Here is a 23,405-nt window from a genome sequence, read left to right on the forward strand (position 1 = left end):
ACTAAGCGTCGCTACGGCGACGGCCTATCCACTCTTCAATTTGGATAGGCAGCGCTTCCGGCGCTTTTCTAAACATTCTGCGCGCCAAATCCAGCACGGTGTGCTGAGCAAGAGCTTCTTCCATACGTTGCTGCGCAACCTGCATCACATGGCGCACACCACACACGCCTTCACATGCCCATGCGGGAGCTGGCTCATCAAAGATAGCCATGCGCTGGCGAATTTCTTTACAGTCAAAAATCGATTTTTCACCATCGATAGCCGCGACTATATCCAGCACTGTTATCTGATCGGCAGGTTTCGCCAGGCGAAATCCCCCACCTTTTCCTTCGGTACTTTCAACCAACTGAGCTTTGGAGAGCTTGGTAAAAATCTTCGCCAGATAGTCGTACGGAACGTTTTGTAGCTCAGCAATTTCCCGCACGCTCATCTCGCGGCCATCACCTTTGCTATCAACCAGACACATCAGGCTATGGATACCGTACTCCACGCCAGAACTGTAAAATGCCATAAATGCTCCGCTCCGTTTATTCTGAGTTAAATAATAAATCCTTCCTTGTTTTGAAGCAATTCCTGTCAGTTACCATTATTAATTTGTTTTTAAATATCAATTAATTTCAAATGATTAAGGCGTAAATCATTTCTGACCACCCTAAAGCCCTTGAAAATCTTAACTACGACAAATATGATCGTAGTTAAGATTTTCAATGACCGCAGAAAAACCAGGGATAAATTATGAAACAACAAATTCTTATTTTAGGCGCAGGGTTTGCCGGAATGTGGGCAGCGTTGAGCGCTGCACGTTTAACCGATCTTCACGATCGCAACGATATTGAGATAACAGTCCTCGCACCGCAACCAGAGCTCCGTATTCGCCCACGCTTTTATGAGGCGGGAGTTGAAAATTTTGCAGCGCCTCTATTACCGCTGTTTGCTGCTACAGGAGTGAAGTTTATTGCCGGGTCCGCCAGTGAGATTGACGTCGCGAGCAAACAAGTGTGGTATCACACCGCGCAAGACCAGTTGGCGGCGCTTCACTATGACCGCCTGGTATTAGCCACCGGCAGTCAAATCAACCCAATTTTCCCTGGCGCAAATGAGCATGCTTTTGATGTCGATAAACTTGAAAGCGCGGCTCATCTTGAAAAACACCTTCACCAGTTAGCGGAGCAACCCGATAGCCATGCGCGTAATACCGTAGTGGTTTGTGGCGGCGGTTTCACAGGTATTGAACTGGCAACCGAACTCCCTGCTCGTTTACGTGCGATTTTGGGAAATGAAACTCAGGTGCGAGTGATTGTTGCAGACCGAAGCCCGGTAATTGGCGGCCGTTACAGCGAAGAGTTGTGTCAGGTTATCAAACAAGCAAGCGACGAACTTGGTGTTGAATGGCAGCTTGAAGCAGAAATTGCTGCTATCAATGAACATGGCGTTAAGTTTAAGAACGGCGATTTTATTGCTTCCAACACGGTGATTATGACCATGGGCGTACAGGCCAGCCCACTTACCGCGCAAATTCCAGCCACGCGCGATGCACAAGGTCGCCTGCATGTTGATCAAAACCTGAAAGTCGTTGGTCATGAAGACATTTATGCGACCGGTGATGTGGCTTATGCCCGTACCGATGATAAAGGCAACACCGCCCTGATGACCTGCCAGCACGCGATCATGCTCGGACGTTTCGTGGGTAACAACGTTGCAGCAGACATCATCGGCGTGGCTCCCCATCCTTATAGCCAGGTCAACTACGTCACCTGCCTGGATTTAGGTGCATGGGGTGCGGTTTACACCGAGGGATGGGATCAGGTGGTGAAATCTACCCGCGCGGATGGCAAGAAAATTAAAATCGCTATCACTAGCGAACTGATTTATCCGCCTAAACCGGAGAAAGAAATCGCCTTTGCGGCAGCCGACCCGTTAGCGCCGTTTGTTTAACCTAAGAATTGCCGTAGCTGAGTTAGCCATGTTGGCAAATGGCTGCGATACCAATCGATATATTTGCTGAGATCGGCCTTATGGTTGCGAGAAAGAATATCGAGGACTTCGGTGACTATCCATAATTTGCAGATAGCAATCTCCTGAGCCAGCGCAGCGGCATCAGTGGATGGTGAAACTTCCTGATATCGTTTTGCGATATGAATGTAATCAGAGATGTTTCCCATTCCTTTAATTAAGGGGGCGAGGTCAATTGCCGGGCTGCCGGTACTGAATCGCTCCCAGTCATATAACACCACTTCTCCCTGTTCTCTTATTCCCCAATTACCTGCATTGGTATCACCAGAGATAAGCGTTTGCGGGCTAAACAGGCATGAGCCATATTTTTCAATATCGAGAACAATCGCAACAGACTTACTCGGTAACTTCAGCAGATCAAGCGCGTTTGTAGTTTTGTTATGCATCCAATGGTGGTTTTTAAAAGCCCATTGCTTATCGACGGGATATTGATGAATACGAGTAATTGTCGTCAACACGTCGCGGCGCTCCGCTAACTCATGTTGACTCATAGCGTGGGGAATATATTCCAGCGTTAATGTCTGGGTTTCGGCATCACACGCTAACAACTCGGGGATAGCGATACCAGCGGTGCGAAATGCCGGAGCAACATATTGATAGAATTGAAACTCGACTATACTGCTCGGGCTTTTTTCAATGCATTCGATACCATGGAATGATGTTCGACGAACACGGGCAGCCCCCATTTTTGCCAGACAATCACTCATCACTTCACCCCGCTATTGGTTACTACTCCTGGTCTTTCTTGCTCTGCCAGTTGGCCCACGGGCTATCAGCTGGAAGGTCTTGTGACGCCTCGTTTGTGGTCTCTACCATATCGATATACAGATCTTCGACTTCTTTACGCGCCCATGGCGTGCGGCGCAAAAATTTGAGGCTGGACTTCACGCTTGGGTCGCTTTTGAAACAATTGATATTGATAAGTTTTGCTAGTTTTTCCCAGCCGAAATGTGCAACTAACGCATTCACAATAGTTTCAAGCGTCACGCCGTGCAGAGGGTCTTTTGATGAGTGGGTCATAATGCATCCAGTAGATCTAAATAATTGCGCATAAGATAACAAAATAACGCGGCCTCATCTTTCTAAACGAGAACTTTCCTTACAAGCGTACGACATGTAGCCTACCCGGGCATACATTCATCAAGAGAATGATAAGGAATACGTAATGAAACATGCAGTATGGACCCTGTCGCTTGCCCTGCTAACCAGCACTTCCGCGCTGGCAACTGAGGCTAAACTCCCTGCCCCAATTACCGCCTTACAGCAGCAAGGATTTGAACTCAAAGGTGAATTTAAAGGCCCCGGCGACCTACCAGGCTACGTGATGCAATTCCAGGGGCAAGGCACAACAGTGTTCCTGACCCCGGATAAACAGCATGCAATTATGGGTAATCTGGTTGATGCCACCGGGAAAAACCTCAGCGATGCGCAAGTCGAGAAATGGGTTTATGCGCCCATGGCCAAAGAGATGTGGCAGAAACTTGAGAAAAATCACTGGATAGCAGCAGGAAAAGCAGATGCCCCGCAAATTGTCTACGCGTTTGCCGACCCATACTGCCCGTACTGCACTCAATTTTGGCAGAATGCGCAACCTTGGCTGAATTCAGGAAAGGTACAGCTACGCGTCTTAATGGTTGGGATGTTACGCCCGGACAGTGGGCAAAAAGCCGCAGCAATCATGATGGCTGACGATCCGGCTAAAACATTGGCTGAATATGAGAGTAGCAAAGGGAAATTGGCATTAAAAATCCCGGCAACCATCAAACCAGAAATCACGAAAGCGCTGGAAGATAACCTGGCGTTAATGGATGAACTGGGCGGGACGGCCACTCCTTCTATTTATTACCTCAATAAAGATGGGCGTCTGCAACAACATCAGGGCCTGCCAGATGAAGAGACCATGAAAACGATCATGGGTGGCGATAAGTAACTATTCATGGGTGACGTTGTCACGTAACATCGCCAAAACTGGCTTACAACGTCGCCCTGAAACAGCAAATGCCCGTAGTGCATCGCGCCACTTCGCCAATGCAAATAGCTTAACGTCGGGTAACTGGCTGTTCGCAAGTAGCGGCCAAAGCTCGACGAACCACTGCTGCCATTCTCTTGAGTCAGTCACTGCCAGGGTATCACGCAGATGAAATCTCTGAGGCCATGTTGCATAATTTTTGGCTTGATAGGGTTCACCACTCAGTAGGCCGTAGGAAACAAAATCTGCATCGGCCTGAAGATGAGATAGCAGCAAAGTCGCAAGGCTCCCGCCCACTGCATCAAACACTACATCGGCATACTGCGCGGTAATCCGCAGCGCTTCATGGTCATCCATGGTAAGCGGCCTAATGCCGTTCTGAAGCAACATCGCTTTTTGATCTTCATTACGGCATACCCCAACGACTTCAGTCGCCCCCTGAATAGTGGCCCACTGAGCAAGCAATGCCGCACATGAGGAGTTTGCCGCGGTGAGTAACACACGCTTCCCCTGCACCGGCCATTGTTTTAGCATCACGAATGCCGCAAGCGGGTTGATGTATCCTCGGGCAGCTAAAAGATCGGGAGTGTTATCAGGGACAGGTACAGCCCATTGCTGGGGGCAATCAACCCATTGCTGCCAGGTGCCGTCACCGCGTAACGGCAAAATGCGTTTACCAATCCACTCGGGGTTATCCGCATCGATAACTACACCAACTCCTTCGTAGCCCACTATTCGCGGTGGTATCACTCGATGACGATAAGCGCCTGTTATCGGGATAAGGTCGGAAGGATTGACGGGGGCATAACGCATTTGTACGCGCAGCATTGCGCAAGGGCGCGGAGTAAGTTCTGCCTGTTCAAGAGTAATAACGTGTTCTGGTTGGCCAAACTGGCGGAACCAGAGTGCAGAATTGTGCATAAAAAAAGTGCCTCTAAGCTAAGCCTGGAGGCACTATATCAAGGTTTTCTACCGGTTTGGTGGCACTTAGCAGTAACGAGCTACTGCGGCACGCATACCCTGAGTCAGAATAACCTGCAAATCTTCGCTAACTTTAGCAACCAGACCTGGAACCTGAGTCAAATCCTGGCCCCAATGGTCGCTATCGCACAGTACCGCTTCAACCAACTGCTGCTCGGTGATCTGTTTGTCGCCAAGTGAAGTCCACAGTTGCTGATAACGTACCAACCAATGCTCGTCATCCTGTAACGGATAGCTTTCGTTGTTACGCTCGCCTTTGTAGAAGGCAATCAGTGCTGCCAGTGCGAAAGTCAGACGCGCAGGTAAAGTACCGTTAGCCTGCTGGCCTGCCAGCAATTGCGGCAAAATACGGGTACGGAACTTGGTCATGCCGTTCAACGCGATAGACAGCAGTTGGTGCTGAATATACGGGTTCTGGAAACGGCTGGTTACCGCTTGTGCGAATGACTGTAATTCGTCACGTGGCAGATCCAGTACTGGGATGATTTCTTCAGCGATGGTCTTTTCTACGAAGCCACAAACTTCGGCATCGTTCATAGACTCACCAACGGTGTTCAAACCAGCCAGATAAGCAACCGGAACTAACGCAGTGTGAGCACCGTTCAGGATCGCAACCTTACGTTCTTTATAAGGTTTGATGTCATCAACGATCAGCACGTTCAGCGGATATTTATCCAGACGCAGCTCTTGTGCCAGTGACGCAGGCCCCTGAATAACAAACAGGTAGAAGTGCTCAGCAGCGGCCAGGAAGCTATCTTTGTAGCCCAAAGATTTTTCAATGTCGGCAGCTTCGTCACGCGGATAACCAGTAACGATACGGTCCACCAGCGTAGAACAGAAGGTGTTCGCGTCGTTCAGCCATTGGGTAAATGCTGCAGGCAGTTCCCACTCTTGTGCATAACGCAGAACCAATTCTTGCAGTGCGTCACCGTTGTAGTCGATCAATTCGCAAGGAATGATAACCCAACCTTTATCCGCAGCACCGTTGAAGTGGTTGAAGCGTTCGAACAGCAAACGAGTCAGTTTAGCCGGGTAGCTTACCGCTGGCGCATCTTCAAACTTATCGCCTGCGTGGTAGCTAATGCCCGCTTCGGTGGTATTAGAGAACACGAAACGCATGTCTGGGTTATGTGCCAGTTTCAGGTACGTTTCATATTCTTGATAGACGTTGATTTCACGGGTAACGGAGCGAATCAGACGCGAGTCACTTACTGCTTCGCCCTGCTCGTTCAGACCACGGATAACCGTGGTATATAGCCCATCCTGGGTAGATAACGACGGCGGGAATGCGCTGTCGATAGGACGTACGATAACAACGCCCGCGTCTAAGTCCGTGTGTTCATTAAGAAGATCGACTTGCCAGTCGATGAAAGCACGCAGGAAGTTGCCTTCACCAAACTGGATAATACGTTCTGGGTATTGGGCGCCAGGGAAGTCTTGACGATTAAGTGTTTTCACTATGTTGTTCCTTGGTGTGTACAGGATGAGCGACCATAAAAATCCTGTCCAAATTACCAGAACTCAACGAAGTGAAACCCCGTTTTGATCAAGTTAGAGTTGTTATACCAATTATTTTTACACCCATTTTTGGTAGAACAACTCTCTATCTGTGACTAACTATTGATAGCCAGTTCTTTAAAGGTGGCGGTGCTTATTTGATTGCGGCCATTGCGCTTGGATAAATAGAGGTATTTATCTGCCTCCGCCAACAACGAGTTAAACACATCAAGCAGCGGCTCATTTTGAGGTGTTGCAGCAGCAAGGCCAATACTGACAGTAATAAACAGCGTTTGTTGCTGATAACGAAACGCTGTGAGTTCTATACTCTGGCGAATCTTCTCCGCAATCTTATACCCTTCATCTTCGGAATTGGTGCTACACGCCACCACAAACTCCTCACCGCCCAGACGAGCCACCAGCCCCTCTTCACCCACCGCCTTTCTTAATTGCCCGGCAAAAGCGCTTAACACGACATCTCCACATTCATGACCATAGTTGTCATTAATACGTTTGAAATAATCGATATCCAGCAGCATCACAGACAATTTTTGACCGGGTTTATGCATTAACGGCGCGGTGATTTTCAGCGCTTCATAAAGACCTGAACGAGAATGCACACCGGTAAGATAATCATAATCGGCACGCAGCGAGGTCTGTTTAATCAGGCGGTTAATGGCATCTACGCTCACCGACACAATCAGCGGGCAAATCGCCATAGTGGCAATACCCAGACGTGCAGAGAACATCTCATTCACCACCAGCGGCTGGCTATGGTGAAAGACCACTATTGAGTTGGCGACCAGAACAATCTCCATACCGCCCGTTAAAAACGTAACCAACGCAGTAATCGGCAATGGGTAGCGGATCGCACACCAGATAAGGGCTGGCAGCGGGTACGCAAGACTCCCTGCACCGCCAATCACTACTGAGGCAATCACCGAAATGATAACGCCCAGCAGCGGGTAGAGTTTCGAAAAATGAAAAGCGGGCATCTTCCCCCACTGCGGCCATTTAGCCATAAGCAAAAATGGCATCATCAGAACCCCGGTAGAGAATTGCTCACTAAACCAATCGCCAAACAATGGAAGAAACTGGCGATAGTCTGATGAAGGGCCAAGGGAGCCCAAAGATCCTAATAAAGAACTGAGCAGCGAACCAATAAGACAAAAATAGAAAAGTTTAAAGGCATTAATGGCCCAATTATTTTCATCTTCATCTCGGGAATAACGGAGTAATAGCAGGGCTACAATGATAATAAACACCATATTGGAGAGATTTATTATCGCTGATTGCCAACCCCAATGCGTGGTAAAAGCGTCGTAAACCACCATCGCGCTATAACAGAGGAAATAATATACAGGGCGATTCAGGAACGGGTTGCGCACAAACACGGCAGCCAGCACGGCATTCAGCGGCCAGAACAAAGACAGCTCATCAATCAGGCGAAGTGAAGCCCCAAAGAAGTAAAACAATGTAGTAATAACAAATATACTGATGGCGTTAGCCAGCCATTTTTCAGGCGAAAAGATCTTAAATTTATTTTGATTAGACATGCTATTTTAACTCATATTTATGCATGCACTGCTTAATAAAATAATACAACGAGATGAGTGCAAAAAATGAATTTTAGCTTAGCATATTTTATCTGGTACAACCTGTTGTCAACGAGATAAAGCTTATAAGCCTGATCCCTCAGGCTCTAATATGCATAGCTTACGAAAATGTTAGAAGATTGAACGGCCAATTCGCTGCGCCAGAATTTCAAGTGCTGCCGTTCCCGCAAGTGAGTTCCCCGAAGCATCTAATTCCGGGCACCAGACAGCAATCGACATCTCATGCGGCACAACGGCAATGATTCCCCCGCCGACACCCGACTTACCCGGCATCCCGACACGATAGGCAAACTCACCGGCACCATCATACATTCCGCTGGTGACCATCAATGCATTAATCTGCCGGGCTTGTTGAGCCGTGATAACGGGATCAGCAAGATGCAATGCGCGCCCCTGGTTTGCCAAAAACAGGAAGGTTTTTGCCAATTCAGTACAGCTCATTTTCAACGCGCAGTAGTGGAAGTAATTTTGCAGGACGGTTATGACGTCATTGTCGAAATTGCCGAATGATTTCATAAGCCAGGCAATCGCCGCATTACGGGCCGAATGTTCAAACTCAGATTTCGCTACGCGTGAGTCATAAGCCAGGTCAGGTTGCTCCGCAAGCAAACGCACCACTTCCAGCATACGTTGCTTCGGCGCACTCAAGCGAGTCTGCAACATATCGCATACCACTAACGCGCCGGCATTAATAAACGGATTACGGGGTTTACCTTGTTCAAGCTCCAACTGGAGTAAGGAATTGAACGGTTGCCCTGATGGCTCTTTACCCACGCGTTGCCAGATTTCGTGCTCGTCATAGCGCGCCATTGCCAATGCCAGACTCAATACTTTAGAGATCGACTGAATGGAGAAGCGCTCAGTCGCATCACCTGCGCTAAATACCTCACCTTCTACGGTGCAAACTGCAATCCCGAGCTTATCTCCTGGAATTTCCGCTAGTGCAGGAATGTAATCTGCCACTTTACCGCGACCAATCAATGGCCGAACCTGCGTGAGAATATCTTCCAGCAATTGATTATCTAACAGACCTGGCACTGCAAACTCCTGATTGGCGGGTATTTTACGCCCGCCATTATATCAGACCACCGCTACGTCAGGCAGATGAAAACGCGCAACAGCGCTTTCCAGCCGATGCGATTCAAGTGAAAACAACTCAGCTGCGCAGTAATACTTTCCCAATCAAATAAGTTGCTGCTTTACCCGCTATAAGCACTCTGTCGCCAACGAGTTGACATCGCAAATCACCACCACGTTGGGATACCTGGCGAGCGAGCATCTGCGTTTTACCTAAGCGGTCCGCCCAATATGGAATGAGCATGCTATGTGTTGACCCTGTAACCGGATCTTCCGGTACCGATTCACCTGGGCAGAAGAAGCGGCTGACAAAATCATATTCGCCATCACCCGGGGCAGTAATACAGACCATTTTTTCGAGCGGTATCATCGCATTGATATTTGGACAAACAGCCTCTACCTGTTGCTGATTCTCCAGCACAACCATGTAGTCCCGTGCGACACGCACTTCCTGGCATTGCGTAATACCTAACGTTTCCAGTAGCAACGGAAGCGGCATAACGGGTTCAGATTCCCAGGCCGGGAAATCAAGCGTCAACCAATCCCCGTTACGTGTCACCGACAACGGGCCAACAAAGCGTGTATCGAAGTGAATCGTGGTTTCCGGGTGATTGAGATATTCAAAAATCACATGTGCCGCTGCAAGGGTTGCATGGCCACACAGATTAATTTCCCCTTGGGTGGTGAACCAACGTAACTCGTAGCCACTATCGGTGGTAATAAAAAAGGCCGTTTCGGATTGATTATGCTGGCGAGACATTGCCAGCAGAGTTTCATCAGGCAGCCATTCAGTAAGCGGGCATACTGCTGCCGCATTGCCGCCAAAAGTGGTATCGCTAAACGCATCTACCATATAAAAATCAATTTGTTGCATAGCCTCTCCTCCCGGATAACTCAATAATGCGCGTTAAATCATAACGTTGGCTGGCTGCGCAGTAATACTTTGCCGACCAGATAAGTCACCGCCTTGCCCGACATCAACACCCTATCACCGACCAGTTGGCAGCGAATATCGCCTCCACGACTGGAAACCTGACGAGCCAGCATCTGTGTTTTGCCTAACCGTTGCGCCCAGTAAGGAATCAACATGGTGTGAGTTGACCCGGTAACCGGATCTTCGGTAATTGCCGCAGCAGGTGAGAAGAAACGGCTGACAAAATCGTAACCTTCAATTTCGGCAGGTGCCGTAATACAGACCTTTTGGTTGAGCTTGAGCATCAATTGAATATCTGGATTTATCGCTTCAACCTGCCGTTGATTCTTGAGCAGAACGGTATATGTGCGCCCAAGCCTGACTTCCTGGTAATCACTAATCCCCAGGCAATCGAGCAGTAATTGTGGCGGCTCAACAGGCTCGCTGCTGGTTGCCGGGAAATCCAGCGTTAACCAGTCACCATTGCGGGTAACCGTAAGTGGGCCAACGAAACGGGTAGTAAAGTGGATTGTGGCCTCAGGGTAATTGAGAGACTCAAAAATCACATGCGCCGTTGCAAGCGTTGCGTGGCCACAGAGATTAATTTCCCCCTGAGTGGTGAACCAGCGCAATTCAAAGCCATCATCTGTAGTAATAAAAAAAGCTGTTTCTGACTGGTTATGCTGGCGAGCCATTGCCAGCAGGGCTTCATCAGGTAACCACTCAGTAAGCGGACACACCGCCGCTGCGTTGCCACCAAAAGTGGTATCGGTAAAGGCATCTACCATATAAAAATCAATTTGCTGCATCGCTTTCACTCCACCACATATCCCAATTACATACCATGCCATGAGAGTCAGGATTAACAGCACAATTAAATGAGACTTAAATCACAAAATGGGTTGTATGGCTGGATCGATGGTTTTATGATCACCGCCTCTCCTAACAGTTCATTTATCAGCGCGAAACCAATCTATGACAATAAGTAATGTCTCACGCAAAACGGCATGGTTACGCGTCGTAACACTCGCGGTTGCGGCTTTCATTTTTAACACCACCGAATTTGTACCCGTCGGTTTGCTTTCCGATATCGCCAGTAGTTTTGGTATGCAAACTGCAGAAGTCGGGATCATGCTGACTATCTACGCATGGGTCGTTGCTCTGATGTCTCTGCCATTTATGTTATTGACCAGCCAAGTTGAGCGTAAACGGCTACTGATTGGCATCTTTACCTTGTTTATCGCAAGCCATGTGCTGTCTTTCGTGGCCTGGAACTTCACCGTGCTGGTAATAAGCCGCATTGGTATCGCGTTTGCTCACGCTATTTTCTGGTCGATAACCGCATCTCTGGCGATACGTATGGCACCTGCGGGTAAAAAGGCCCAGGCACTGAGTTTGATTGCGACAGGTACTGCGCTGGCGATGGTTCTAGGTTTGCCGCTTGGGCGCGTAGTCGGCCAGTATTTCGGCTGGCGCACCACCTTCTTCGCCATTGGCGTGATAGCCGCCCTGACACTATTTTGCGTTATCAAGTTGCTGCCTAAATTACCAAGCGAACATTCTGGCTCACTGAAAAGTTTGCCACTGCTGTTCAAACGCCCGGCGTTAATGAGTCTGTATGTGCTGGTAGCCGTAGTCGTAACCGCGCATTACACCGCCTACAGCTACATTGAGCCGTTTGTACAAACCGTGGCAGGCCTTAGCGCCAATGTAGCCACCTTCTTGTTGCTGGTTCTTGGTGGTGCCGGGATTATTGGTAGTGTGATGTTTGGCAAGTTGGGCAACCGCCATTCATCTATGCTGGTTAGCGGCTCAATCGGCTTGTTAGTTCTTTGCCTTGCATTGCTCTTGCCCGCAGCACAAAGCACAGTAAACCTGACGATATTAAGCTTGTTCTGGGGCATCGCAATTATGATTATTACGCTGGGTGTGCAGGTGAAAGTACTGGCGCTGGCCCCGGATGCAACAGACGTCTCGATGGCGCTATTCTCAGGGATTTTTAATCTTGGGATTGGTGCGGGCGCGTTGGTTGGAAACCAGGTCAGCCTGCATTTTGATATGTCGAGTATCGGGTTGGTCGGTGCGGTTCCAGCCCTGGCAGCACTTATCTGGTCGGTGTTGATATTCCGTCGCTGGCCCGTGTCGCTGGAAGAACAGCAAAGCCACTAAGTGAGTTAAGGGCTACGGTCTGATACCGCGGCCCTTATTAAACTTACTGCGCCGGGAAGTGGGTAATAATTTCCAGCACGCCGTTAATAATAAATTGCACACCCATACAAACCAGCAAGAAGCCCATCAGACGGGAAATTGCCTCAATACCGCTTTTGCCGACCAGACGCATAATCGCGCCAGAACTGCGCAAACTTCCCCATAAGATCACGCCCACCAGTGCAAAAATTATCGGTGGCGCCACCAACACAACCCAATTAGAGAAATTGACGCCGTGTTCAATCGTTGACGATGAACTGATAATCATCGCAATGGTACCAGGACCTGCGGTGCTTGGCATCGCAAGCGGCACAAACGCGATATTGGTATCCGGCTCTTGTTCCAGTTCCTCAGCTTTCGAGTGTGCTTCGGGGGACTCATGTGCCTTTTGTTGCGGAAATAGCATCCTGAAGCCAATAAACGCAACAATCAAACCACCCGCAATACGCAGACCGGGTATCGAAATACCGAACGTATTCATCACAACTTGCCCAGCGTAATACGCAACCATCATGATGATGAAGACGTTGACTGACGCCATCAACGCGGTTTTATCACGCGCTTTTTTGTTCATATCTCCGGCAAGGCCGAGGAACAATGCCACAGTGGTCAATGGGTTAGCCAGCGGCAGTAGCACCACTAATCCAAACCCTATGGCCTTAACCAATTCCATCATCTTTTACCCTTTCATTCGGTTGCTTTATGCGCTGCTGAGTATAGCAGCCAACCTTCTGCGTTTACGTTATCGGATTTGTATCAATGTTAAAAACTGAACCGTTTTAGCTATTCGTGTCATCGCAGAACCATCACGTTGACTTATGGTTGCCTGAGCAATAATATCTGCCGTGATTAAATATACTTGCCTGGGCAATCATAGTGAAAAGCACCAACGATCTGTTTAACGAAGTCATTCCTTTGGGGCGCCTTATCCATATGGTTAACCAGCATAAGGATCGCCTGCTAAACGATCACCTTTCCCCTCTCGATATCACCGCTACGCAATTTAAGGTGCTTTGCAGCATTTATTGCGAAGGGTGTTTGCAACCGGTGGAATTGAAGAAAGCGTTGTCGGTAGACCTCGGTGCGCTCACGCGCATGTTAGATCGCCTACTGTCCAAAGGATGGATCGAACGCTTGCCCAACCCAAACGACAAACGCGGTGTGCTGGTACGACTGACTCCAGAAGGGAAAACGTTGTGCGAAAAATGCCACCAGCTTGTGGGGCAAAACCTGCATCAAGAGCTAACTAAAAACCTGACAGATGACGAAGTGAACACACTTTATCAACTGCTGACAAAAGTATTACCGTAAAACCTGAAAAGAGGTGAAACGATGTCCAGACGGAACAATGATGCCATAACAATTCAAAGCATTTTGGACTGGATAGAAGAGAATCTGGAAAACCCTCTGTCACTTGAGAAGGTTTCACAGCGTTCTGGCTACTCGAAGTGGCACCTGCAAAGGATGTTTAAAAAAGAGACTGGTCATTCATTAGGCCAATACATCCGCAATCGCAAATTGACCGAGATCGCCCTCATGCTTAAAGAAAGCAACGAGCCGATTCTCTATTTAGCAGAGCGTTATGGGTTTGAGTCACAACAGACACTCACCCGCACGTTCAAGAATTACTTCTCTGTGCCACCTCACAGATACCGCGTTGCGTGTTCAGGTGGCGAAGGAAAGTTTATTCACCCGCTAAATCATTAAAAAATTAACAAACGCTATGCAACCGTCTGGTTAAAACAGACACCGAGGATTTATGAAACGTTTTATCGGCGCTGTAAGCCTGGTACTGATTCTGGCTTCCGCTAACGCTCTGGCGGAGCAGCCCGGCAGTTTTAACGCCACCCAAAGCAATCACGGCGGGATGATTCTCCCTCCTTCTGACAGCCATACCAATTGCAGTTCCCACGAAACGATTGGTGATAAATCAGAGTTATTGGGTACGCCTTACTACCACGAAAGCACGCGCTAATTTCCGCATCTGGCGGGCGCACTTACGCTAGCCCGCCAGATGAAATTAACTCACTATCGCTCGTCTAATCCGCAATCCAAAGACGTTAATATACAAGCCGCCCATAATCAGTAACGCCCCTGCCAACTGCGTGAACGACAGTGTTTCATCCAGTAACCACGCGGCACTCGCCATCCCCACAACGGGCACCAGCAATGACAATGGCGCAACTCGCCAGGTTTCATAGCGCCCCAATAAACTTCCCCAAATGCCATAACCGACTATCGTCGCCACAAAGGCCAGATATACCAGCGACAAAATCGTCGTCATATCAATGGCAATCAGGCTTTGCCACATCACGTTTGGGCCATCAAGCAAGTAACTGGCGGCAAAGAACGGCAGTACTGGTATTAATGCGCTCCACACCACCAAAGACATAATGGGTGGACGAGGTTCAAGCTGCATGATTTTCTTATTGAAGATATTCCCACATGCCCAGCTAAGTGCCGCCGCTAACGTCAACATAAAACCGAGCAAAGCAACATGCTGCCCACCGAGACTGCCCTCAATCAACACCAGCACCCCGATCACCGCGAGCGTTATTCCCGCCAACTGTTTACCTTGCAGGCGCTCCTGAAACACAAACGCACCAAGGATAATGGTGAAAAATGCCTGCGCCTGAAGCACCAGTGAAGCAAGTCCAGCGGGCATACCAAACTTGATAGCGCTAAACAGGAACGCAAACTGCCCAAAACTGATAGTCAGCCCGTAAGCGGCAAGCAGGCGAAAGGGAATTTTAGGACGCGCGACAAACAGCAACGCGGGAAAGGCAACCAGCAGAAAGCGCAAACCAGCCAGTAACAGCGGCGGCATATTGTGTAATCCCATCTTAATGACTACAAAATTAAGCCCCCACACGACAACCACCAGCATCGCCAGTAGCCCATCTTTACGCGTCATACCCTGCCCTCGTTTTATTGCAATTTTGTTAAAATTTAAGGCTATATCCAATCTGAAAACAGATACAGATCGCACTTTTAAGCATAAGCACAGAAAGCATTCCATGATAAACGCCATCTATACTTTGCCGATTCTTCATGCTAAATCTGAAACACATCTTCGTGAACATACTAAAAACACACAACAAAATGGTTTCTTTAGCGGCGCGTTTTTCTGGTAAGCAACTCTCCATCAGCGTTTTACTGCTCTCTTCGCTACTACTCACCGTAGGGCGCGGTCTGACACTGCCATTTATGACCATTTATCTTTCGCGGCAGTACGGTATGCCGTTAAGCGAAATTGGTATGGCGCTGACTATCGCGCTAACGGCGGGTGTGGTATTTAGCCTGTGGTTTGGCATTCTCGCGGATAAATTCGACAAGAAAATATACATGCTGTTGTCGATAGTGATTTTCCTCGGCGGCTTTATCGCTATTCCGTTGGTAAATAGTGCCGTTCTGGTGGTGGTGTTCTATTCGCTCATAAACTGCGCGTATTCGGTATTTGCCACGGTGCTGAAAGGGTATTTTTCTGACACGTTAGAAATTCATCAAAAGCCGAAAATATTCTCGCTTAATTACACCTTCGCCAATATCGGCTGGACGGTCGGCCCACCAATCGGCACGCTGGCGGTGCTCTACAGCACCAACCTGCCATTTTGGCTTTCAGCCCTAACTGCAATAATCCCGTTTATCGTGATTAGCCGCTATGTGCACAGTGTACCGGTTGCTCCTTCACGTTCTACCGATGGGGTAGTACTTTCCCCGCGTCAGATGCTTAAAGACAAGGCATTGATGTATTTCACCTTGTCCGCATTTCTTGGTTCGCTGGTGTTTGGCTCTTTTGCTGCCTGTTTATCGCAATACGCGATTGCGATCTCTGATTCAGATTTGGCGCAAAAAGTGGTGGGAGTGGTACTGCCGGTGAATGCTTTTGTGGTGGTAGTTTTCCAGTATATGGTCGGCAAACGCATTCGCCCGGACAACATCAAAAAACTGATGGGCTACGGTACGCTGTTTTTTATAGTGGGTCTGGCAGGTTTTATGATTTCAGGCGATAACCTGCTGTTATGGGGAGTCTCTGCGGCAGTGTTTACACTCGGTGAGCTAATCTTTGCGCCAGGTGAATATATGCTGGTTGATAACATTGCACCTGAAGGGCTTAAAGCGAGCTACTTTTCGGCGCAGCAGTTGGGTTGGTTAGGCGGTGCATGTACCCCGCTGTTCACCGGCTTGATGCTGACCTGGTTCCCGCCATCAATGTTATTCGTAGCGCTGATGGTGGCAATTGCACTGGCCTATCTGATGATTGTGAAAGGAATGGCGGTGAAACCGCAGTTGGCACTCAATTAAATGGTGGATGTCGCTTCGCTAATCCACCCGAAATAACTGGCTATAAATTTTTGCGATACTGAATAAACCCAGGCTTATCCGCCAACTTGTCGTATAACGCCTGGCCTGCCGCATTGGTTTCATGGGTATGCCAATACACTCGCCCGCAACCTTTCGATTGCGCATGCTGATAAACACCTTCAATCAGTGCCCGGCCAACCCCTTTGCCACGCGAATCAGGCGCGGTAAACAGATCTTCAAGATAGCAATGATCCTCAGCCGACCAGGTGCCACGGTGATAAACCATATGCACAATACCCACCATTTTACCCTGCTCATCGAACGCGCCCAGCGCATACATAGGCTCGGCGGCATCAAGCATTCGCTGCCATGTTAATTTCGTGACAACGTCACTGATTTGCGAGTTGTAAAACGTCAGATACCCCTGCCATAACGCGGCCCACTGTGTGTAATCGCTTTGCACCAGAGCGCGCACCTGCACCGCATGCGTGGCATGGATTGGGCGATTGCTCATCAGATTTGCACGAATCCTTGCCAGCCCCTGCTTCTGCACACCGCCAGCCATATTTTCAACACTTAGCCACACTTCAAACGCCTGCTGAATTTGCGGCCATTCGCTATCGAGAATTGAAAACCACGCAGTATCTCGAGTGCGCTGTTTATACACTACGGCCTGGCGGAATAGACCTTCATAACGGAAGCCCAGGCGAATAGCCGCATGGCGCGATGGGCCATTCAGGCTGTCACACTTCCACTCATAACGACGGTAACCCAGCTCAAAGGCGTACTTCATTAACAGGTAATGAGCTTCGGTTGCCTGAACGGTGCGCTGTAATAATGGAGAATACATAACGAAACCGACTTCTATCACACCATTTGCCGGGTCGATGCGCATTAGAGACACAGTGCCCAACGCGTCGCCGCTTTGGGTATCAACTACTGCGTAATGCATGGGATCGTGGCTTTGCGCCGCAGTCGCTATGAAATCGGCAAATTGCTGAAGGCCCGCAAAGGGGCCAACACTCAAATACGTCCAGCCGCTGTTGTCTTTTGCCGTATTCCACGCCGCCCAAAGTGAAGTGGTATGAGAAGGTGCCAGCGGTTCAAGGCGGCAATAACCCCCTTCCAGCACTACACGCTGTGGGCGCGGGCAAGGCTGCCAATCCGGAAGTGCATGGCCAACCGGTTGTTGATGTTCATTTATAGTCAATTCAGGCCTCCACGGGCGCAATAACGATAAGTTACCTGAATATAAACAAGTGATGGCATAACAAACAGAGCCATAATTTTTGTGATAAACCAGACCATAATGTCTAAATCGCCACCAGCCCCCGGACCCCATCGGTTTCCATATCGGTACCCTTACCACGCTGGATAATCGAGCCACGCGACATAACCAAATAGTTATCGGCAAGCTGCGCGGCAAAATCATAAAACTGTTCCACCAGCAAAATAGCCATATCACCTTTGGCGGCAAGGCTACCAATAACCTGACCGATCTCCTTAATTACCGATGGCTGAATCCCCTCTGTTGGTTCGTCCAGAATCAATAACTGTGGTTTACATGCCAGCGCACGACCTATTGCCAACTGCTGCTGTTGGCCACCAGAGAGATCGCCACCGCGCCGTTGTTTCATCTCTTTAAGCACAGGGAAAAGCTGGTAAATTTCTTCCGGTACCTGCTTTGCATCTCGCCCTGCAAAGCGTGAAAGCCCCATCAGCAGGTTTTCCTCCACCGTCAGACGCGGAAATATTTCGCGCCCTTGCGGCACATAGGCAATTCCCGCCTGCACACGCTGGTGCGGTTTACGGCTGGTGATGTTGTTCTGCTGCCAGTTCACGCTGCCGGATTTTGCCGGGATCAGCCCCATCAGGCATTTCAACAGCGTACTTTTCCCCACCCCATTGCGCCCCAGCAGGCAGGTGACTTCACCAATTTTTGCTTCAAACGAGACGCCGCGCAAAATATGACTGCCACCGTAGTATTGGTTTAGATCGTTGACCTGTAACATTTCATCTCCCCAGATACACTTCAATCACTTGCTCGTTGGCCTGCACTTCACGAAGCGATCCTTCTGCCAGCACCTGGCCCTGATGCAGTACCGTAACGTGATCGGCAATGGTTTCCACAAAGCCCATATCATGTTCCACCACCATCAGCGAATGCTTACCTGCCAGCCCGCGAAAAAGCTCGGCGGTATACTCGGTTTCGGCATCCGTCATGCCTGCTGCGGGTTCATCAAGCAGCAGCAAATGCGGCTCCTGCACGAGTAGCATGCCGATTTCGAGAAACTGTTTTTGCCCGTGGGAAAGCAGCCCGGCTTTACGATGGCGTTCCGCGCCAAGTCGCAGCGTCACCAGCATTTCGTCAATGCGATCCCGTTGTTCAGAGTTGAGTTTCGCCCGCAGGCTCGCCCACACCGATTTATCTGTTTTCTGCGCAATCTCCAGGTTTTCAAACACCGTCAGGGCCTCGAAAACCGTCGGCTTCTGGAATTTACGTCCGATACCACGTTGCGCGATATCCGCCGGTTCTAAACGCAGTAAATCGGTCGATTGATCGTAAAAAGCTCGCCCGCTTTGCGGTTTGGTTTTCCCGGTAATCACATCCATCAATGTCGTTTTACCGGCACCATTAGGGCCAATCACGCAGCGCAATTCGCCAACGCCAATATTGAGTGAAAGATCGGTCAGTGCCTTAAAACCGTCAAAACTGACATTAATGTTTTCCAGCATCAGCACCGGATCGGTTTGATCGCGGAATCGGTCTGCCTCGTACTGCCGAGTAAATAGCGGTTCACCTGGTAGCATTATTTTTCTCCCTTACGCAGCAAGCCGATCACGCCACGCGGTAAAAACAGGGTTACGACGATAAAAATCAGCCCCAGGAACAGCTGCCAGTATTCCGGCACCGCCATGGTGAAATAGCTTTTCGCACCGTTAACCAACCCTGCGCCAAGGATTGGGCCTATCAAGGTGCCGCGTCCACCCAACGCCACCCAGATAGCCGCTTCGATAGAGTTAGTTGGTGACATTTCACCGGGGTTGATGATACCCACCTGTGGCACATACAACGCCCCCGCCAGCCCGCAAAGCACAGCAGATAATGTCCACACCAGCAATTTGAAACCTTTCGGGTCGTAACCGCAGAACACCAGGCGGTTTTCCGCATCGCGCACCGCCGTCAATACCCGCCCAAACTTGCTGCGCGCGAGTGCAAAACCTATCCCAAGGCTTGCGAGCAGCAACAACACCGTGGCGATAAACAACCCGATGCGCGTGCTCGTGGCGGTAATCTGCATGCCTAAAATAGTGGTGAAACCGGTGAAACCGTTATTACCGCCAAAGCCAGTTTCATTACGAAAGAACAGCAGCATTCCGGCGTAGGTCAGCGCCTGGGTCATTATCGAGAAATAGACGCCTTTGATTTTTGAGCGAAAGGCAAAGAAGCCAAACACCAGCGCCAATAGACCTGGTACCAATACAATCAGGGCCAGCGCCCAGGCAAAATGCTGGGTTCCCCACCAGAACCACGGCAGTTGATCCCAGGAAAGGAACGACATAAACGCGGGCAGCCCGTCGCCTGCGGCCTGGCGCATCAGATACATTCCCATCGCGTAGCCGCCAAGGGCAAAGAAAATGCCGTGTCCAAGAGACAACAGTCCGGCGTAGCCCCACACCAAATCCAGCGCAACGGCTACCGTGGCATAACAGAGGATTTTACCAACCAGCGTCAGCGTGTAAGTCGAAAGGCTCAGTGGATGGCTGGCTGGCAACAGCGTCAGAAACGGCAATGTCAGCATCAGCACCACAATCAGTGAACCCAGTACCAGAGAAATGCGCGGCGCTTTGCGGGTGAGTGTTAACGTTAGCGGCTGGCTCATTAGTCAATAACCCTCCCTTTCAGGGCGAACAGACCTTGCGGGCGTTTTTGGATAAACAGAATAATCAGCACCAGGATGAGGATTTTACCCAGTACCGCGCCAATTTGCGGCTCCAGTATCTTGTTGAAGATACCCAGACCGAATGCCGCAGCCACGGTTCCCGCCAGTTGGCCAACACCGCCGAGCACCACCACAAGGAAGGAGTCGATAATGTAGCCTTGTCCCAGCTCGGGGCCGACATTGCCAAGCTGCGAGAGCGCTACGCCGCCAAGACCTGCAATGCCTGAACCCAGCCCAAACGCCAGCATATCCACACGTCCGGTTGGCACGCCGCAGCAGGCAGCCATGGCACGGTTTTGCGTCACGGCTCGCACATTCATGCCAAGACGAGTTTTGTTCAGCAGCAGCCAGGTAAACAGCAATACCAGCATCACAAAGCCAATCACAACGAGGCGGTTCCACGGCAAAATCAGGTTCGGCAGCACTTGTACGCCACCAGACAACCACGAAGGGTTAGCGACCTCCATGTTTTGCGCACCAAACACCATGCGCACAATCTGAATCAGCATCAGGCTAATACCCCATGTCGCCAACAATGTTTCCAGCGGGCGACCGTACAAATGGCGAATCACCGTGCGCTCCAGCGCCATACCGATTCCAGCGGTGATAGCAAAGGCGACGGGCAAGGCGACAATCGGGTAAAACGTCAGCAATGATGGCGCGTAATGCTGAAATACGCTTTGCACCAGCCATGCGGAGTAAGCTCCCAGCATTAGCATTTCGCCATGTGCCATATTAATCACGCCCAGCAAACCGTAGGTGATTGCAAGCCCCAGGGCGGCTAACAGCAAAATAGAACCTAACGAAATCCCCATGAACGCCTGGCCGAGAATGTCGCCCAGCATTAAACGGTGCTGAATTTTTTGCAGTCCTTCATTGGCGGCTTTGCGCACCTGCGCATCGGGTTCGGTCTGCGCATCACTCAGCGGTTTGAGCAATGCTTGTGTATCGGGGTCAGCAGAATGGCTAAGTAACTCCACCGCGTTCAGGCGCACTTTTGCGTCGCTGCTGGTGAGTTGTAGTTGTGCCACAACACCCTCAAGCTCGCTGCGAACATCTTCGTTTGTTTCGGCTTTAAGTCTTTGTTGTAACAGTGGCAGCAGATCAGGCTGCACATCGCGTTGCAGGGTCTTTGCCGCTTGCATACGTTCAGTGACGTTGTCACTTATTAGTCGATGACTGGCGAGCGCACTGCCCGCAAGAATGCGTAAACGATTAGTCAGCCGGACTTTTTTAACCTCACCCGTTGGCGCTTTTGCATCACCCAGCGGTGTGAGTGTGGAACTGTTTTGCACAAAAGCATGATGTTGTTCGTCAACCACCAGACTTTCAGCCCCGAGGGCACTTAATAGCGGTAAACGTTTTGCATCCGGTGCCGCCGCCCAGGTTTGCAGCAGTTTCGCCTGTTGCGTGCGGTTCGCCGCGGCAAAATCTTCGGCATCTCCGGCGCGGGCGAAGCACGGCAGCAGCCAGGCCATGATTAACAGCCAGCGTACATATTTCATGGGCGTCTCCTGGAATTTTTGGTCGATGACGCTGCGCTTATCCCCCCAACAAAATCCAAACCGTAGGTCGGATAAGCGCTAGCGTCATCCGACGCAGGTTTTACTTTAGTTACTCGCCATTTTCACAGGCTCTTCAGACTTCTTGTCGTTGCCTGCAATGAACGGGCTCCACGGCTGAGCGCGTACTGGTGCATCGGTCTGCCACACCACGTTGAACTGGCCGTTGCCTTCAATTTCACCAATCATCACCGGCTTATGCAGATGGTGGTTGGTGGCGTCCATGGTGAGCGTAAAACCAGATGGCGCTTTGTAGGTTTGCCCCGCCATCGCCGCGCGTACTTTGTCGACATCCGTAGTTCCGGCTTTTTCCACCGCCTGTGCCCACATATGGATGCCAACGTAGGTTGCTTCCATCGGGTCGTTGGTGACAACGGTGTCAGCATTCGGCAGCTTGTGAGCTTTGGCGTACGCTTTCCATTCGGCGACAAACGCTTTGTTGGTTGGGTTATCAACCGATTCAAAGTAGTTCCACGCCGCCAGGTTGCCGACCAGTGGTTTAGTGTCAATCCCGCGCAACTCTTCTTCACCGACCGAGAACGCCACCACCGGCACATCGGTTGCTTTCAGGCCTTGGTTGGCGAGTTCTTTGTAGAACGGCACGTTGGAGTCACCATTAATGGTGGAGATAACCGCGGTTTTGCCGCCTGCGGAGAATTTCTTGATGTTGGAAACAATGGTCTGGTAATCGCTATAGCCAAACGGGGTATAAACTTCTTCGATGTCTTTATCCTGCACGCCTTTGGAATGCAGGAAAGCGCGCAGAATCTTGTTGGTGGTGCGCGGATAAACGTAATCCGTGCCTAACAGGAAGTAGCGTTTCGCCGCTCCGCCATCTTCGCTCATCAGGTATTCCACTGCCGGAATTGCCTGCTGATTAGGTGCAGCCCCCGTGTAGAATACGTTTGGCGACATCTCTTCACCTTCATACTGCACCGGGTAGAACAGCAGCCCGTTCAGCTCTTCAAATACCGGCAACACAGATTTGCGCGATACCGATGTCCAACAACCAAACACCACCGCCGCTTTATCCTGGCTTAACAGTTGGCGCGCTTTTTCAGCGAACAACGGCCAGTTGGAGGCCGGATCAACCACCACCGGTTCGAGCTGTTTACCCAGTACGCCGCCTTTGGCGTTAATGTCAGCGATGGTCATCAGCGCCACATCTTTGAGCGGCGTTTCAGAGATAGCCATAGTGCCGGACAGCGAGTGCATGATGCCCACTTTGATGGTGTCGGCAGCTTGTGCGCTGAAGGCTAGCCCCATGCTGACTACCGACGCGGAGAGCGCGAAAGCTTTAATGAAGGTGCGACGTTGCAT

24 protein-coding genes are annotated in these 23,405 nt (G+C 50.1%); 7 read left to right on the forward strand and 17 right to left on the reverse strand.

Annotated features, from left to right (window positions below):
• Position 1: 1 nt before the first annotated feature.
• Entirely contained in the window at positions 2 to 511 is a 510-nt protein-coding gene (locus tag AC0IXI_RS12320) for an RrF2 family transcriptional regulator (protein ID WP_034455602.1), read from the reverse strand.
• Positions 512 to 735: 224 nt separating this feature from the next.
• Here AC0IXI_RS12320 and AC0IXI_RS12325 point away from each other — a divergent pair, with 224 nt between their 5' ends.
• A complete protein-coding gene (locus AC0IXI_RS12325; RefSeq protein ID WP_471682495.1) occupies positions 736 to 1,935 on the forward strand; it encodes an NAD(P)/FAD-dependent oxidoreductase in 1,200 nt (399 codons plus the stop codon).
• Here the strand turns inward: AC0IXI_RS12325 and AC0IXI_RS12330 are convergent.
• Positions 1,932 to 2,720 (reverse strand): phosphotransferase family protein, encoded by a 789-nt coding sequence (locus AC0IXI_RS12330; RefSeq protein ID WP_471682496.1) that lies wholly within the window; start codon positions 2,718 to 2,720, stop codon positions 1,932 to 1,934. The two genes, AC0IXI_RS12325 and AC0IXI_RS12330, sit on opposite strands and share 4 nt — an antisense overlap.
• 22 nt (positions 2,721 to 2,742) lie before the next feature.
• Entirely contained in the window at positions 2,743 to 3,033 is a 291-nt protein-coding gene (locus AC0IXI_RS12335; RefSeq protein WP_134182670.1) for a VF530 family protein, read from the reverse strand.
• Positions 3,034 to 3,178: 145 nt separating this feature from the next.
• Between AC0IXI_RS12335 and dsbG the strand changes: the two genes are divergently transcribed.
• Positions 3,179 to 3,943 (forward strand): thiol:disulfide interchange protein DsbG, encoded by a 765-nt coding sequence (dsbG, locus tag AC0IXI_RS12340; protein ID WP_134182672.1) that lies wholly within the window; start codon positions 3,179 to 3,181, stop codon positions 3,941 to 3,943.
• On the opposite strand, the gene AC0IXI_RS12345 is transcribed toward dsbG, so the two are convergent.
• The 6 genes from AC0IXI_RS12345 to AC0IXI_RS12370 form a co-directional block, all read right to left on the reverse strand.
• Positions 3,944 to 4,903 (reverse strand): zinc-dependent alcohol dehydrogenase family protein, encoded by a 960-nt coding sequence (locus tag AC0IXI_RS12345; RefSeq protein ID WP_471682497.1) that lies wholly within the window; start codon positions 4,901 to 4,903, stop codon positions 3,944 to 3,946. It abuts the gene before it with no gap.
• A gap of 66 nt (positions 4,904 to 4,969) precedes the next feature.
• Entirely contained in the window at positions 4,970 to 6,421 is a 1,452-nt protein-coding gene (locus AC0IXI_RS12350; RefSeq protein ID WP_410370359.1) for a tagaturonate reductase, read from the reverse strand.
• A 155-nt stretch (positions 6,422 to 6,576) separates the two neighbouring features.
• On the reverse strand, positions 6,577 to 8,016 hold the full coding sequence (locus AC0IXI_RS12355; protein WP_471682498.1) for a GGDEF domain-containing protein: 1,440 nt from the start codon (positions 8,014 to 8,016) through the stop codon (positions 6,577 to 6,579).
• A gap of 171 nt (positions 8,017 to 8,187) precedes the next feature.
• Complete coding sequence (gene glsB, locus AC0IXI_RS12360; protein WP_471682499.1) at positions 8,188 to 9,114, reverse strand: glutaminase B; 927 nt, start codon at positions 9,112 to 9,114, stop codon at positions 8,188 to 8,190.
• Between the two features lie 118 nt (positions 9,115 to 9,232).
• Positions 9,233 to 10,027, reverse strand: a complete 795-nt coding sequence (locus tag AC0IXI_RS12365) for a PhzF family phenazine biosynthesis protein (protein ID WP_471682500.1) — start codon at positions 10,025 to 10,027, stop codon at positions 9,233 to 9,235.
• A 38-nt stretch (positions 10,028 to 10,065) separates the two neighbouring features.
• A complete protein-coding gene (locus tag AC0IXI_RS12370) occupies positions 10,066 to 10,875 on the reverse strand; it encodes a PhzF family phenazine biosynthesis protein (protein WP_471682501.1) in 810 nt (269 codons plus the stop codon).
• 166 nt (positions 10,876 to 11,041) lie between these two features.
• On the opposite strand from AC0IXI_RS12370, the gene AC0IXI_RS12375 reads away from it, so the two are divergent.
• Positions 11,042 to 12,235: a sugar transporter gene (locus tag AC0IXI_RS12375; protein WP_471682502.1), complete on the forward strand. Its 1,194-nt coding sequence runs from the start codon at positions 11,042 to 11,044 to the stop codon at positions 12,233 to 12,235.
• Positions 12,236 to 12,278: 43 nt separating this feature from the next.
• Here AC0IXI_RS12375 and AC0IXI_RS12380 read toward each other — a convergent pair whose 3' ends face one another.
• Positions 12,279 to 12,950: a MarC family NAAT transporter gene (locus AC0IXI_RS12380; RefSeq protein WP_471682503.1), complete on the reverse strand. Its 672-nt coding sequence runs from the start codon at positions 12,948 to 12,950 to the stop codon at positions 12,279 to 12,281.
• A 200-nt stretch (positions 12,951 to 13,150) separates the two neighbouring features.
• On the opposite strand from AC0IXI_RS12380, the gene marR reads away from it, so the two are divergent.
• From marR to marB, 3 genes are read left to right on the forward strand one after another with little or no spacing between them, the layout of a single operon-like run.
• Positions 13,151 to 13,585, forward strand: a complete 435-nt coding sequence (gene marR, locus AC0IXI_RS12385) for a multiple antibiotic resistance transcriptional regulator MarR (RefSeq protein ID WP_064518793.1) — start codon at positions 13,151 to 13,153, stop codon at positions 13,583 to 13,585.
• A 21-nt stretch (positions 13,586 to 13,606) separates the two neighbouring features.
• The gene (gene marA, locus AC0IXI_RS12390) at positions 13,607 to 13,981 is read left to right on the forward strand and encodes an MDR efflux pump AcrAB transcriptional activator MarA (RefSeq protein ID WP_064518792.1); all 375 of its coding nucleotides are present in this window, start codon (positions 13,607 to 13,609) and stop codon (positions 13,979 to 13,981) included.
• A gap of 52 nt (positions 13,982 to 14,033) precedes the next feature.
• Positions 14,034 to 14,249 (forward strand): multiple antibiotic resistance regulatory protein MarB, encoded by a 216-nt coding sequence (marB, locus tag AC0IXI_RS12395; protein WP_064518791.1) that lies wholly within the window; start codon positions 14,034 to 14,036, stop codon positions 14,247 to 14,249.
• Positions 14,250 to 14,294: 45 nt separating this feature from the next.
• Here the strand turns inward: marB and eamA are convergent, their stop codons facing one another.
• Entirely contained in the window at positions 14,295 to 15,188 is an 894-nt protein-coding gene (eamA, locus tag AC0IXI_RS12400; protein ID WP_064518790.1) for an O-acetylserine/cysteine exporter, read from the reverse strand.
• A gap of 188 nt (positions 15,189 to 15,376) precedes the next feature.
• On the opposite strand from eamA, the gene ydeE reads away from it, so the two are divergent.
• Positions 15,377 to 16,579: an efflux MFS transporter YdeE gene (gene ydeE / locus AC0IXI_RS12405; protein WP_134183242.1), complete on the forward strand. Its 1,203-nt coding sequence runs from the start codon at positions 15,377 to 15,379 to the stop codon at positions 16,577 to 16,579.
• Between the two features lie 40 nt (positions 16,580 to 16,619).
• On the opposite strand, the gene AC0IXI_RS12410 is transcribed toward ydeE, so the two are convergent.
• The 6 genes from AC0IXI_RS12410 to urtA form a co-directional block, all read right to left on the reverse strand.
• The gene (locus AC0IXI_RS12410; protein ID WP_471682504.1) at positions 16,620 to 17,789 is read right to left on the reverse strand and encodes a GNAT family N-acetyltransferase; all 1,170 of its coding nucleotides are present in this window, start codon (positions 17,787 to 17,789) and stop codon (positions 16,620 to 16,622) included.
• A gap of 103 nt (positions 17,790 to 17,892) precedes the next feature.
• The gene (urtE, locus tag AC0IXI_RS12415; protein WP_064518788.1) at positions 17,893 to 18,591 is read right to left on the reverse strand and encodes an urea ABC transporter ATP-binding subunit UrtE; all 699 of its coding nucleotides are present in this window, start codon (positions 18,589 to 18,591) and stop codon (positions 17,893 to 17,895) included.
• Between the two features lies 1 nt (position 18,592).
• Positions 18,593 to 19,390: an urea ABC transporter ATP-binding protein UrtD gene (gene urtD, locus AC0IXI_RS12420; RefSeq protein WP_064518787.1), complete on the reverse strand. Its 798-nt coding sequence runs from the start codon at positions 19,388 to 19,390 to the stop codon at positions 18,593 to 18,595.
• On the reverse strand, positions 19,390 to 20,463 hold the full coding sequence (gene urtC / locus AC0IXI_RS12425) for an urea ABC transporter permease subunit UrtC (RefSeq protein ID WP_064518786.1): 1,074 nt from the start codon (positions 20,461 to 20,463) through the stop codon (positions 19,390 to 19,392). Before urtC ends, urtD begins: the two co-directional genes overlap by 1 nt.
• A complete protein-coding gene (urtB, locus tag AC0IXI_RS12430) occupies positions 20,463 to 22,028 on the reverse strand; it encodes an urea ABC transporter permease subunit UrtB (protein WP_471682505.1) in 1,566 nt (521 codons plus the stop codon). Before urtB ends, urtC begins: the two co-directional genes overlap by 1 nt.
• Positions 22,029 to 22,133: 105 nt before the next feature.
• Entirely contained in the window at positions 22,134 to 23,405 is a 1,272-nt protein-coding gene (gene urtA / locus AC0IXI_RS12435; protein WP_064518784.1) for an urea ABC transporter substrate-binding protein, read from the reverse strand.

The organism is Buttiauxella sp. AC038 (assembly GCF_979253565.1).

What these genes read in the sequence shown, in the direction of transcription:
- AC0IXI_RS12370 (WP_471682501.1), bottom strand. Translation starts at nt 10,875, where the DNA reads ATGCAGCAAATTGATTTTTATATGGTAGATGCCTTTACCGATACCACT.
- marA (WP_064518792.1), top strand. Translation starts at nt 13,607, where the DNA reads ATGTCCAGACGGAACAATGATGCCATAACAATTCAAAGCATTTTGGAC.
- AC0IXI_RS12365 (WP_471682500.1), bottom strand. Translation starts at nt 10,027, where the DNA reads ATGCAACAAATTGATTTTTATATGGTAGATGCGTTTAGCGATACCACT.
- AC0IXI_RS12375 (WP_471682502.1), top strand. Translation starts at nt 11,042, where the DNA reads ATGACAATAAGTAATGTCTCACGCAAAACGGCATGGTTACGCGTCGTA.
- urtA (WP_064518784.1), bottom strand. Translation starts at nt 23,405, where the DNA reads ATGCAACGTCGCACCTTCATTAAAGCTTTCGCGCTCTCCGCGTCGGTA.
- AC0IXI_RS12330 (WP_471682496.1), bottom strand. Translation starts at nt 2,720, where the DNA reads ATGAGTGATTGTCTGGCAAAAATGGGGGCTGCCCGTGTTCGTCGAACA.
- AC0IXI_RS12355 (WP_471682498.1), bottom strand. Translation starts at nt 8,016, where the DNA reads ATGTCTAATCAAAATAAATTTAAGATCTTTTCGCCTGAAAAATGGCTG.
- dsbG (WP_134182672.1), top strand. Translation starts at nt 3,179, where the DNA reads ATGAAACATGCAGTATGGACCCTGTCGCTTGCCCTGCTAACCAGCACT.
- urtD (WP_064518787.1), bottom strand. Translation starts at nt 19,390, where the DNA reads ATGCTACCAGGTGAACCGCTATTTACTCGGCAGTACGAGGCAGACCGA.
- AC0IXI_RS12320 (WP_034455602.1), bottom strand. Translation starts at nt 511, where the DNA reads ATGGCATTTTACAGTTCTGGCGTGGAGTACGGTATCCATAGCCTGATG.
- urtB (WP_471682505.1), bottom strand. Translation starts at nt 22,028, where the DNA reads ATGAAATATGTACGCTGGCTGTTAATCATGGCCTGGCTGCTGCCGTGC.
- urtE (WP_064518788.1), bottom strand. Translation starts at nt 18,591, where the DNA reads ATGTTACAGGTCAACGATCTAAACCAATACTACGGTGGCAGTCATATT.
- AC0IXI_RS12335 (WP_134182670.1), bottom strand. Translation starts at nt 3,033, where the DNA reads ATGACCCACTCATCAAAAGACCCTCTGCACGGCGTGACGCTTGAAACT.
- ydeE (WP_134183242.1), top strand. Translation starts at nt 15,377, where the DNA reads ATGGTTTCTTTAGCGGCGCGTTTTTCTGGTAAGCAACTCTCCATCAGC.
- eamA (WP_064518790.1), bottom strand. Translation starts at nt 15,188, where the DNA reads ATGACGCGTAAAGATGGGCTACTGGCGATGCTGGTGGTTGTCGTGTGG.
- AC0IXI_RS12325 (WP_471682495.1), top strand. Translation starts at nt 736, where the DNA reads ATGAAACAACAAATTCTTATTTTAGGCGCAGGGTTTGCCGGAATGTGG.
- AC0IXI_RS12380 (WP_471682503.1), bottom strand. Translation starts at nt 12,950, where the DNA reads ATGATGGAATTGGTTAAGGCCATAGGGTTTGGATTAGTGGTGCTACTG.
- marB (WP_064518791.1), top strand. Translation starts at nt 14,034, where the DNA reads ATGAAACGTTTTATCGGCGCTGTAAGCCTGGTACTGATTCTGGCTTCC.
- AC0IXI_RS12345 (WP_471682497.1), bottom strand. Translation starts at nt 4,903, where the DNA reads ATGCACAATTCTGCACTCTGGTTCCGCCAGTTTGGCCAACCAGAACAC.
- urtC (WP_064518786.1), bottom strand. Translation starts at nt 20,463, where the DNA reads ATGAGCCAGCCGCTAACGTTAACACTCACCCGCAAAGCGCCGCGCATT.